Annotated in this window: 11 protein-coding genes and 1 pseudogene; 5 read left to right on the top strand and 7 right to left on the bottom strand. The window is 71.9% G+C overall.

The genetic code is table 11. The features are described from left to right. Positions 1 to 126: 126 nt before the first annotated feature. The gene (locus Q1K26_RS18240; RefSeq protein ID WP_300014180.1) at positions 127 to 621 is read left to right on the top strand and encodes a M24 family metallopeptidase; all 495 of its coding nucleotides are present in this window, start codon (positions 127 to 129) and stop codon (positions 619 to 621) included. Positions 622 to 776: 155 nt separating this feature from the next. Here the strand turns inward: Q1K26_RS18240 and Q1K26_RS18235 are convergent, their stop codons facing one another. Together Q1K26_RS18235 and Q1K26_RS18230 are read right to left on the bottom strand one after the other, a co-directional pair. Beyond that, a complete protein-coding gene (locus tag Q1K26_RS18235) occupies positions 777 to 1091 on the bottom strand; it encodes a helix-turn-helix transcriptional regulator (RefSeq protein WP_300014177.1) in 315 nt (104 codons plus the stop codon). Continuing rightward, complete coding sequence (locus tag Q1K26_RS18230; protein WP_300014173.1) at positions 1084 to 1509, bottom strand: type II toxin-antitoxin system RelE/ParE family toxin; 426 nt, start codon at positions 1507 to 1509, stop codon at positions 1084 to 1086. Before Q1K26_RS18230 ends, Q1K26_RS18235 begins: the two co-directional genes overlap by 8 nt. Positions 1510 to 1683: 174 nt before the next feature. On the opposite strand from Q1K26_RS18230, the gene Q1K26_RS18225 reads away from it, so the two are divergent. Next, positions 1684 to 1971 (top strand): hypothetical protein, encoded by a 288-nt coding sequence (locus Q1K26_RS18225; RefSeq protein ID WP_300014170.1) that lies wholly within the window; start codon positions 1684 to 1686, stop codon positions 1969 to 1971. A gap of 15 nt (positions 1972 to 1986) precedes the next feature. Here the strand turns inward: Q1K26_RS18225 and Q1K26_RS18220 are convergent, their stop codons facing one another. Further along, on the bottom strand, positions 1987 to 3273 hold the full coding sequence (locus tag Q1K26_RS18220; RefSeq protein ID WP_300014168.1) for a hypothetical protein: 1287 nt from the start codon (positions 3271 to 3273) through the stop codon (positions 1987 to 1989). Between the two features lie 80 nt (positions 3274 to 3353). After that, on the bottom strand, positions 3354 to 4508 hold the full coding sequence (locus Q1K26_RS18215) for an MFS transporter (RefSeq protein WP_300014165.1): 1155 nt from the start codon (positions 4506 to 4508) through the stop codon (positions 3354 to 3356). A gap of 190 nt (positions 4509 to 4698) precedes the next feature. Between Q1K26_RS18215 and Q1K26_RS18210 the strand changes: the two genes are divergently transcribed. After that, a complete protein-coding gene (locus tag Q1K26_RS18210; protein ID WP_363320491.1) occupies positions 4699 to 5133 on the top strand; it encodes a MerR family transcriptional regulator in 435 nt (144 codons plus the stop codon). A gap of 133 nt (positions 5134 to 5266) precedes the next feature. Here the strand turns inward: Q1K26_RS18210 and Q1K26_RS18205 are convergent, their stop codons facing one another. After that, on the bottom strand, positions 5267 to 5437 hold the full coding sequence (locus Q1K26_RS18205) for a hypothetical protein (protein ID WP_300014183.1): 171 nt from the start codon (positions 5435 to 5437) through the stop codon (positions 5267 to 5269). A 439-nt stretch (positions 5438 to 5876) separates the two neighbouring features. After that, positions 5877 to 6788: pseudogene (locus Q1K26_RS18200) on the bottom strand (UvrD-helicase domain-containing protein); the annotation flags it as partial. Between the two features lie 898 nt (positions 6789 to 7686). On the opposite strand from Q1K26_RS18200, the gene Q1K26_RS18195 reads away from it, so the two are divergent. Continuing rightward, the gene (locus Q1K26_RS18195) at positions 7687 to 9177 is read left to right on the top strand and encodes a SulP family inorganic anion transporter (RefSeq protein ID WP_300014160.1); all 1491 of its coding nucleotides are present in this window, start codon (positions 7687 to 7689) and stop codon (positions 9175 to 9177) included. Positions 9178 to 9657: 480 nt separating this feature from the next. Here the strand turns inward: Q1K26_RS18195 and Q1K26_RS18190 are convergent, their stop codons facing one another. Then, positions 9658 to 10449, bottom strand: a complete 792-nt coding sequence (locus Q1K26_RS18190; protein ID WP_300014157.1) for a hypothetical protein — start codon at positions 10447 to 10449, stop codon at positions 9658 to 9660. A gap of 182 nt (positions 10450 to 10631) precedes the next feature. Here Q1K26_RS18190 and Q1K26_RS18185 point away from each other — a divergent pair, with 182 nt between their 5' ends. Beyond that, the gene (locus tag Q1K26_RS18185; protein WP_300014154.1) at positions 10632 to 10886 is read left to right on the top strand and encodes a hypothetical protein; all 255 of its coding nucleotides are present in this window, start codon (positions 10632 to 10634) and stop codon (positions 10884 to 10886) included. The last annotated feature ends 6 nt before the right edge of the window (positions 10887 to 10892 follow it).

Here is a 10892-nt window from a genome sequence, read left to right as displayed (position 1 = left end):
GGCCACACTGCGGAACCTGGCCATCAGCCTGCACCGCCTCGCCGGAGCCACCAACATCGCGAAAGCGCTACGACATCACGGCCGCAACGCCCTCCGCCCACTCCGACTACTCATGATCAACTGACTTTGCCGACCCCCTGGCTGCCCTACCGGGAGAACCCACCGGACCGCGTGATCGGCGAGGACGACATCGTCTTCCTGGATTTCGGACCGATCTTCGCCGAGTGGGAGGCCGACTTCGGCCGCACATTCGTCCTCGGGCAGGACCCGGTCAAGCTCGCGCTGCGCGACGACCTGCCGCGGCTGTGGGCCGCGGGGCGCGCCCACTTCGAGGCCCACCCGACCATCACCGGCTCCGAGCTCTACGCCCATGTCGCCGCGCTGGCCACGGGTGCGGGCTGGGAGTTCGGGAACGTCCACGCCGGGCACCTCGTCGGCGAGTTCCCGCACGAGTTCGTCGACGGCGACAGGATCGACAGCTACATCGCGCCCGGCAACCCGCACCCGATGCGGCGCACCGATCGCGCCGGTCGGCTGTGCCACTGGATCCTGGAACTGCACCTCGTCGACCGCGCCCGGCAGATCGGTGGCTTCCACGAACAGCTCCTGACGCTGCGCTGACGACGCCGATACGGTCGTCGATCCGGCCGCTGCCGGCATGTCCCGCGCACGGACGCGACGGCCTGTCCTGCGCGCCTGTCCACGTCCACCGACATGATCAGATGGTCGAGCAGCGCCCGCGGACGACGAACGGCCCGATCATGGCGCATCAAGCCTCAGGCGACATCCGTGCGTGGTGAGACCCGCACGGTCAGGTCGGCGTCCAACGCCCGCGCGATCCGGCCCAGCACCGGCAGCGTCGGCACCGTGCCCCCCGCTTCGAACCGTGCCACGGCCGACTGCGTCATCCCCGCCGCCGACGCCAGCTCGGCCTGGCTCCACCCTCGCGCCAGCCGGAGCTCACGCACCGCTGACCCCAGCTCGAACGCCAACCGGGCGGCCTCGTACGCCTCCTCGGCACCCGGCTCGCCCATCCGCCGGTCCCGCAGCGCGGCCCACGACTCCCGCCCGTCGCCCGTTGTCTCACTCATCGTCGTCCTCCACCGTGTGCTCCTGCGCCATGCAGCGCGCCATCGCCCGACGTGCCCGCTCGACCTCGCCCGTCTCCCGCATTCGCGTCTTCGCGAACACCGTCAACAGGACGATCCGCCGCCCAGAGGCGATCCAGTACGTCACCCGCGCCGCCCGACCGTCCAGATGGCACCGCAGCTCCCGGAGCTTGCCGTCGAGCTGACGCGTGTACGGCTCGCCCAGCAGTGGACCGCGATCCGCCACCAGGTCGATATAGAACGCCGCGGTGGCGAACTGCGGGGCCGGCAGCGTCTCAAGCCAGTCCCGGACCTCCGGTTCCAGCTCGACGGAACCCCAATTTATAGCGACGATGCTATACGACGGCGAGGTTCGACAGCACCCGCTTGGGTGACCGACTGGGTGACTACCGACCTGCACAGAGGCGGTCGTCCGCGGACGAGCATGGACAGGTAAGCCCACTGAGCTGCGGAAACCCGGAGGTGCAGCACCCGTCAGACCGCCTTGACACCGAAGAGGTCACAAGTTCGATCCTTGTATCGCCCACCACGTAAGCACGGATGCCGAACGCGTTCGCCCCTGCCGAGGGAACGAGTGGTCGAGCTGCTCGCCGACTCCGAGCACCTGCCGAAGTGGCTGCGTGGCCCGGTGCTGCACGAGCCGCTGAGTGGGATGCACGGGCAGGTCGGCACCGTCTCGCGCGTCGTGATGACGATGGGGCAGCAGGAGATGGAGTGCACCGAGACCATCACCCGCCGCGAACCGGCGGACCTGCACGTAATGCCGAGCGACAGCATCGTTCACTTCGAACGCGAGATCGTCGCCGAGGGCATGTGGAGCGCCGCGCGCGAACGGCTGACCGAAGCCGAAGTGCCGGGCTGACCCCCGCGTCGGCGGTCAGGGGCGGCCGGGCCGATCTCCCCGACCGGCAGCGGTGGAGGACCCGGATCGTGGCGGCCACGGATCGTCCGCACGGCCGACATGCCGATCGAGGAGTTCGCGCCACTCCTGCCGGGCCAGTGCGAGCGCCGGCCGCGGGTCGCGCAGCGCGAACACCCCGAAGTCGCGCGTGCCACGCCAGCTGCGCAGCAGCGCCCCGAGCGACCGGGGCCGGGAGCGCAGCTGGGCCGCAGCGGCGAGCAGGTCGGGATGCATCATCACCTTCCGGCCGCTGACCGGGGCAGGCTGCGCGTCCAGGGGGAGCCCGGCCAGCGCGGCGTAGAGCCGCCAGGCGCCGTCGACGCCACAGGCCTCCGACAGCCCGAAGCTGGCCGGTATCCGCACGTTGATCTCGATGAGGTACAGCTCGCCCGTGCCCGAGTGCCGCTTCGCCTCGCAGCTGGACAGGCCCACGAAGCCGACGTGGTCGAGCAGTCGCCGGTTGAGCGCCAGCATCTCCGGTACGTCGGCCGACTCCAGCAGCGAGCCGGTGCCGTAGTCCGGTGGCCACTGGCGGATCTTGTGCCGGCCGTACTCGAGCGGGTACCGACCGTGGCCGTCGCGGATCGAGACCGCACCCTCCAGCGCGGTCTCGGGGCCCGGTACCAGCTCGGTCACCACCATGTCCTGGCCGTGGGCCAGCAGCGCGTCGGCGTGCGCGAGCAGGTGGTCCGCGGACTCGACGCGCACGGTCCCCACCCCGACCAGCTCCTTGGCGATGTGCCCCATGGACGGCTTGAGGATGCAGGGGAACCTCACCCGGTCGGCCAGCCCGGCGAGGTCGTCGCGGCTGCGCACGTGCCACATGCCGGGCGTACGGACCCCGGCCGCGGCCGCGTGGCGGTACAGCTCGTACTTGTCCATCAGGGCGAGGTGCACCCCGTCGTCCGACTCGAAGGTCCGCAGCGAACCCGGGATGTCCTCGCGGTTGCGGGCGAGGAACTCGGTGGCGGCGTCGGAGCCGGACAGCACCACCCCGTCCCGAGGCACGTCGCCGTCCGCGGCCAGGGCCGCCAGCTCATGCAGCCAGGCCTGCGGGTGCCGCCGGATGTCGGGCATCACCCGCCCCTGCACGCCTCGCGCGGCGAGGACGTAGGCGTACCGCCGGTCGGTGAACGCGTGCACCTCGATCCCGCGACGCACCAGCCTGCGGGCGACGGTCAGCGCGCCGTCGTTCGGGCAGAGCAGGACGACCCGGGGCAGATCGGGCTGATGCACCGGTCGGTAGCGGCGGGGGAGCGGCATACCTCCGACGGTAGGAGCACCCGGGTTAGGGGCCGGGTCGCAATGAATTAGGTGACGGCAAACTCGGATGCGGTTCGGCGTCAGGCCCGGCCGGGCTCCCGCACGACGACGATCACGACGGCGAGGACGGCCGGAAGGGCGCAGAGGCCGAACAGGACGGGCCGGTAGGAGTCGCTCGACGCCCGGCCGAGCGCGAGGAGCAGCGGCCCGAGAGCCGAGGCCCCCACGGCCACGGCGTGCACCACACCGCGGGCGGCGCCGATCTGCGCGGTACCGAACCAGCGGGGTAGCACGGCCGCCTCGACGGTGCGGAACGCGTTGCCGGCCACGCCGACGGCCAGCCCGTACCCGATCGCACCCCACCCCGGGTGGAGGTACCCGGCGGACAGCAGCGCGACCACCACCATGACCATCGAACCGAGCATCACCGGCTTCGCGGAGATCCGGTCGAGCGCGACGCCGACGAGCAGGGTCGCCGCGAGCCCGGCGACGGTCTGCGGCAGGAACGTCGCCGCCGCCTCCACGCTGGTCAGCCCGCGCTCACCGAGGACGTCGATCTGGTGGAAGGTCAGCGCGGTCACGATCAGCGACAGCGCGCCGACCCCTGCGGTCAGGACCCAGAACGCCGGCGTCCGCAGGATCGTCCCCAGTGCCGCGCCGCTCGCGACGCCCGGTTCGGGGCGTACCGCGCGCGGCGGCCGGCGCGGCAGCCCCAGCAACGCCAGCGGGACGAGCACCGCCCACACCGCGACGCCCTGGACGAACCACCCGGTGCTCGGACCGTGCGTGCTCACCACCCGCTCCATCAGCAGGGGGGCGAGCGATATCCCGGCGGTGCCGGCCGCGCTCACGATGCCGACGGCCGCTCCGAGGCGGTGGGTCACGTGGTAGGCGACGACGGTGGTCGCGGTCAGGGTCAGCGCGCCCTGCCCGGCGAACCGGATCCCGACGAAGCCCGCGGTGAGCCCGACGACCTCGGCCGCCGCGGCCATGCCGATGAGCACGGCCCCGAACAGCCCGGCCGTGGCCAGCAGCACGGCGCGGGCACCGAACCGGTCCAGGGCCCTGCCGACCAGCGGCATCCCGGCCGCGCCCGCGAGCGTGCCGATCAGGTACGCCGCGGCGACGGTCTCGCGGCCGATCCCCAGTTCCGCGACCATCGGGTCGACGAAGACCGACACCACCGCGGTCTGTCCCGGCGCGGTGAGCGCGTAGGCCACGGCCCCGACGGTCACGATGCGCGCATCACGCCGGACGCCGCTTCGAGGAGGTGCTACCCGGACGGCGGCGTCGTGGGTGGGCAGCGGAACTCCTGGGGCGTCTCGTGGCGGGGGCGGGCCGCGGTCCCGCTGGGCGTCACGCGTCGACCTGTCGCCGCAGTAGCATCCTATCCTTCCGCGACGGCAGATTCGGGCCGGCGCGGTAGTGTCGCCCGATGCGGCATGTGAGTTCGGCGACGTGAGGATCGGCGAGGTCTCGGCGAGGACCGGGCTGTCGATCCGGACGATCAGACACTACGACCACCTCGGCATCGTCGTCCCGTCCGGGCGCTCGGCCGGCGGGTTCCGCCAGTACTCCGAGGACGACGTGCGCCGCCTCGAACTGGTGAGGACGCTGCGTCCGCTCGACCTGTCCCTCGACCAGGTGCGCGAACTGCTGGCGGCGATCGACCTCGTGGCCTCGGGTGGGCCGGGGTCCGCCGAGGTCGACGCGGCGCTGGGGCGGCTGACCATCACGCGCGCGCTGGCCGAGAGCCGGATGGAGCTGATGCGCGCCCAGATCACCGGCCTGGAGCGCCTCGTTCGCGACCTGCGCACGCTCGAGCGCGGTGCCGACCGGTCGACCTCCCGACGATCCTGAACCTCACATCGGGATAGGGTTCGTCCTCGCCGACGAGTGGCGAACGGAGACGGTCCGCCGCAGGCGCCGCTACTGCTCGGCGAGCACCCGCATGATGGCCGACCTGCCCGATCCGTGGCTGCACCCGGCGCAGCTACGACGCGACAGGGGCCCGGCCGGAGGTGGGGCTGAACTCCAGGAACGACGTGAGCGGTCCGTGGTGGGTGAGATGCAGTTCGTGCATCGCCCTCGTGCAGGCGATGTAGAGCATGCACCGGTCCATGTCGGTGGCGTAGTTGGTGTCGTCCACCTGCGTGGCGATCACGGAGTCGAACTCGAGTCCCTTGGAGATGTGTGCCGAGGTGATCACGATTCCGCCCGCGAAGGCGGTGCTGTCGTAGTCGAGCAGCGTCGCCACGACACCGGCGTCCGCGAGGGACCGGTGGAGCTCCCGCGCTTGCGCGACGGTCTTGCAGATGACGCCGAGCGACCGGTTCTCGCCGGCCCGGTGCCCGCTCGACGAGACGCAGGATCTGCTGCTCCTCGTCCGGTCGCCCCGTGCACGCGATCACCCGCGGCGGCGCGCCGTGGCGCGAGACCGGGACGAGCTTGTCGTTGCGGGAGATCCGCTGGGCGAACTCGGTGATCTCGGTGGTGGATCGGTAGCTCTTGTTCAGCTCCAGGCAGTCGGCCTCGGGGAAGATGCGATGGATCGTCTGCAGCGACGACGAGCTGAACGGGTTGACCGACTGGTTGGAGTCGCCCAGGATCGTCATCGTGCAGGAGAACAGCTCGCGCAGCACCGCGTACTGGATCGGCGTGTAGTCCTGCATCTCGTCCACCACCAGGTGGCGGATGTGCCCGTAGTTCCGCATCCGGCTGGTCCGGACGATGGTGTAGATCAGCGGGAACACGTCGGCGTACTCGAGCTTCCTGCGGCCCAGCGGCACGAGGAGCCGCCTGCGCGCGGGGGAGCGGTAGAACCCCCGGTACATCGCGAGAGCGTCCTTGTAGGGGAACATCGCGCGGACCTGCTTGCGGACACCGTTGGTGTCGGCGGTGGACCAGGTGCCGCCGCGGTCCCGGACCTGGTTCTTGAGCAGGTCCACCGCGCAGTTGGCGACGTGCTCGAGCCGGGTGAAGATCGGGAAGGACCGGGACTCCTCGAACATGTCCTGCACCCATTCGGCGGACAGGCGCCGGTGCTTCTGCGCGATCTCGGCCGGGGCGAAGTCCTCCTGCACGGCCGAGTCGATGAACGCGCCCAGCTCGGTGACGAACTCCGAGGTCGCCTTGTAGCGCATCCGCTCCGCCGCACCGTCACCGCTGTCGCCCTCCAGCAGGGCGACCACCTGCTCGCTGAAGGTCTGATGGCCGATGAGCGAGCCGAGGAACTCCTCGGCGATCCGATCGAAGCCGATCTCCCCGATGCGCTCCTCGCCGAGCTCGGGGAGCACGTCGGCGATGTAGTCGCCGAAGACCCGGTTCGGCGAGAGGATCATGACGTTGTCCGAGCTGAGGGTGTCGTGGAACCGGTAGAGCAGGAACGCCACGCGGTGCAGCGCGATCGACGTCTTCCCCGAGCCCGCCACACCCTGCAGGATCAGCACCTGAGCCGTCTCGTTGCGGATGACGGCGTTCTGCTCGCGCTGGATGGTCGCGACGATGTTCTTCATCCGGTCGTCGGCGGTCTGGCTCAGCTCCCGCTGCAGGACGTCGTCGTTGATGTTCAGCGAGCTCTCGAGCATGTACTCGAGGTGCCCGCCCCGGATCTTGTACTGCCGCTTGCCGGTGATCTCCCCGCCGGTCGTGCCGGCGGGTGCCTCGAAGAACGCCGGACCCGACTCGAAGTCGTAGAACAGGCCCGACACCGGTGCGCGCCACTCGTGGACCACGATCTCGTTGGTGTCGGGGTCGGTGAAGCCGTGCATGCCGATGTAGAGGGGCGCGGGTTCCGCGGCGCCGTCCTCGCGGAAGTCGACGCGGCCGAAGTACGGGGAGTCGAGCAGTCGCTCGATCCGTGCGCGGCGCTTGACCGCGTGCTCGGCGGTCTTCACCGACAGGTCGATCGACGTGCGCAGGCTCGCCTTCTCGGCGAAGTCCATGTCACGCCGGTTCTCCCACATCTGTCCCTTCTGCTCGTCGATGGTCCGGGCCGAGGCCTCGATCGAGTCGGATGTGCGGTCCCGCTCCAGCGCCAGGAGCCGCAGGGTCTCGCCCAGCCTCAGGCGCTCCTGCTCCTCGTCCGTCGTCCGCGTGTCCGTCAACGTCACCTCCGCGTGGCCGCCCGTCGCTGAATCTTCCCCTGTGTGAGGGTACGTCGGCGTTCCGGGTGCGCTGACCGAGGCGGTGCGGCGTCGGTCGGCCCGGGGCCGGTCGCGGATGCGGGACCGACCGGCACAGGGCGTCGGCCCCGAACCGATCCGGCGAGGCGCCCGTCGACGCGGCCGGCCGGTGGCCGCGCCTGTTCGGAGAGTCACAACGGAGCCGGTGTTCCCTCCTGCGACGGTAGGGTTCGCGGCGACCGGGCCCCCACGGTGCGTGGCCCGCCCCTCCCGCTCCCCGAAAGTGACGATGACCTCCGCATTCCCGCGCGCGCTGCGCGCTGCCCGTCCCGCGTGGCTCACCCCGAAGACGCTGCGTGTCGAGGCCGTCTCCGGTCTCGTCGTCGCGCTGGCCCTGATCCCCGAGGCCATCGCGTTCTCCATCATCGCCGGCGTCGATCCCCGCGTCGGGCTGTTCGCCTCGTTCACCATGGCGGTCACGATCGCCTTCGTCGGCGGCCGTCCGGCGATGATCTCCGCGGCCACCGGGGCGATCGCGCTCGTCGTCGCCCCCCTCGCCCGCGAGCACGGCGTCGAGTACCTGCTCGCCGCGGTCGTGCTCGGTGGTGTGCTGCAGGTCCTGCTCGCGGCGGCCGGTGTGGCGAGGCTGATGCGGTTCCTGCCGCGCAGCGTGATGGTCGGGTTCGTCAACGCCCTGGCCATCCTGATCTTCACCTCGCAGCTGCCGTACCTGGCGGACGTGCCGTGGGCCGTCTACGCGCTGCTCGCGGTGGGGCTGGTGCTGCTGGTCGGACTGCCGCGGCTGACGACGGCGGTGCCCGCCCCGCTCGTCGCGATCGTGGCCCTGACCGGGTTCACCGTCGTCGCCGGCGTGCTGGTCCCGACGGTCGGCGACCAGGGAGCGCTGCCCGACACGCTGCCCGTCCTCGGCCTGCCCGCCGTGCCGTTCGACCTCGCCACGCTGCAGCTGGTCGCGCCGTTCGCGCTGGCCATCGCGCTGGTCGGGCTGATCGAGTCGCTGATGACGGCGAAGCTGGTCGACGACATCACCGACACCCGCTCCGACAAGACCCGGGAGTCGTGGGGCCAGGGCGTCGCCAACATCGTCACCGGGTTCTTCGGAGGCATGGGCGGGTGCGCGATGATCGGCCAGACGATGATCAACGTGAAGGACGGCGGGGCGCGGACCCGGCTGTCCACCTTCCTGGCCGGGGTGTTCGTCCTGGTGCTGGTCGTGGCGCTCGGGCAGGTGGTGGCCCTCATCCCGATGGCCGCGCTCGTCGGCGTCATGATCATGGTGGCGGTCGGCACGTTCGACTGGCACAGCATCAGGCCCGCGACGCTGAGGCGGATGCCGGGCAGCGAGACCGCGGTGATGGTGTCCACCGTCGTGGTCACGGTCGCGACGCACAACCTGGCCTATGGGGTCGGGGTCGGGGTGCTCGTGGCGATGGTGCTGTTCGCCCGCCGGGTGGCGCACCTGGTCGAGGTGACCAGCGTGCTCGACCCGGACGGCAGCACCCGGGTCTACCGGGTGACCGGGCAGCTGTTCTTCGCCTCCAGCAACGACCTGGTGTTCGCCTTCGACTACGCCGAGGACCTGGAGACGGTGGTCATCGACCTGTCCGCGGCCCACGTGTGGGACGCCTCCACGGTGGCCGCGCTGGACTCCATCACGACCAGGTACGAGGCCCGCGGCACCACCGTCACGATCACCGGCATGAACCACAACAGCCAGGCCCGCCACGACAACCTGGCCGGTCGGCTGGCGGCGCACTGATGGTCCCGGCTCAGGGTGCTCCCCGATACGTGCCGAAGGTCCACAGGTTGCCCTCGGCATCGCGCACCGTGCAGGCCCGGGTCTGGACACCCGACCCGAAGGCGGTCCGGTGGGGCGGCTCGACGATCTCGACCGCGGCCGCGCTCGCCCGGCGATGCACCGCGTGCCGCCGTGGACGGGGCTCTCGGTGTGCGCCGCCGACCCGAACACGACCGCCCCACCCTCGGGCCAGCGCAGCTCCGCGTGCACGATCGCACCCCGGTCGTCCCGGACGACCAGGGCCGCGCGGAAGCCGAGGACGTCGACGAGCAGGCGCAGGGCGCCGTCCGTGTCGGCGTAGTGCAGGATCGGCCAGACGGAGGGCTCCGGCGGGTTCGACATGCCGACACCGTAGATCGACCCGCAGGCACTCGCCGCGCTCCCCGGGGGAGGGCGCTCGCCACGGCGCTCGGGCGACGTGGCGTGGCGCGGTGGGGGTTCCTACGCCACGCGGGTGGCCCACCGGTCGAGCAGCCGGACCCCCCGGTAGCTGCCGGCCAGCGCCGCGACGAGGGCCGCCGTCGCCGCGACCGGCACCGGGTGCTCGGAGGCGAGCACCCCGAGGGCCGGCACGAACAGCAGCACCGTCACCCCGACGGCGACGCCGAGGGTCTGCAGCCCGACCACGGTGCGCAACAGCACGACGAGCAGCGCCGCGACCGGGATCAGGGCCAGCACCTGCAGGGCGTCGAGCGCGGTGCTGGAGGCGAGGAGCGCACCCAGGGCGGGCGCCTCCCGGGCGGTGCCGGGATCGCTCAGGAACCGCTCCCCGGCCACCACGACCAACCCGCCCAGCTCGGACCGGCCGATCACCAGCTCCGGCTCGCCGGGTTCCCGGTCGACGGCGACCAGGCGCGTGCTCCGGGCCTGCCCGGCCAGCTGCACGGTGGCCGGCACGCGGTCGCGGATCTGGACCCCGTAGGCCGAGGTGACGGTGACCCGGTCGGCGTCGTTGCGGGGCAGGCCGAGCTCGTCGGCCAGCACGGTGTCGATCGACGACCCGGCCACGCCGGTGCTGATCTGCGCCGGCACCACGACCGCGGCCCCGCCGGGTCCGGTGACCCGGACCAGCTCCACCTCCCCGACCTCGGCGCGGTCGTCGGTCGTGGCGGGCCCGCCCGGCATCAGGAGCGCGAGCAGGAGGGCGGCGACGAGGGCGGCCGCAGCAAGCAGCACGGTGGCCGCGGCGGGCAGGCGGCGGGGGAGCGCGGGCAGGGGGGGCGAGGTCGGCACCGGGCCGAGATTAGGGAGGGCCCATGAGCGCGGGATGCGGTGTCGATGAACGACCCTTCACCCGTCGGGGTGGGCGGACACCGGATCGACGCCGCAGCGTCATCGCCGGTCCATGCCGGGGATGACCGATGCTTCATCTTGGCCACCGACTGGCTTCATGCGGCACGGCCACGATGGATCGCATGAACCGGACCCCGCAGACTGCGACGGACGCCCGGTCGCGGCGGCCCGCGACCTCCTACCGACCCGAGCGCCGGACGCTGCGCTCCCGGCTCGCGCTCCCGCTGGCCGTGCTCGCGGTGCCGGTCGGGACGGCGCTGGGCGGCGTGTTGCTGTCGGTCGGCCCGCCACAGGCGCCGACCACGGCCGACCAGGTCGTCCGGATCGGCCGTGCCTCGGACCCGGTGGTCGCCGACGACGGCGGGCTCGCGCCCTGACGGGTG

Source organism: Pseudonocardia sp. (assembly GCF_029263155.1).
GTDB lineage: Bacteria > Actinomycetota > Actinomycetes > Mycobacteriales > Pseudonocardiaceae > Pseudonocardia.
The sequence above is the reverse complement of the archived record's forward strand: the minus strand, read 5'-3'. Positions and strand labels throughout refer to the sequence as shown.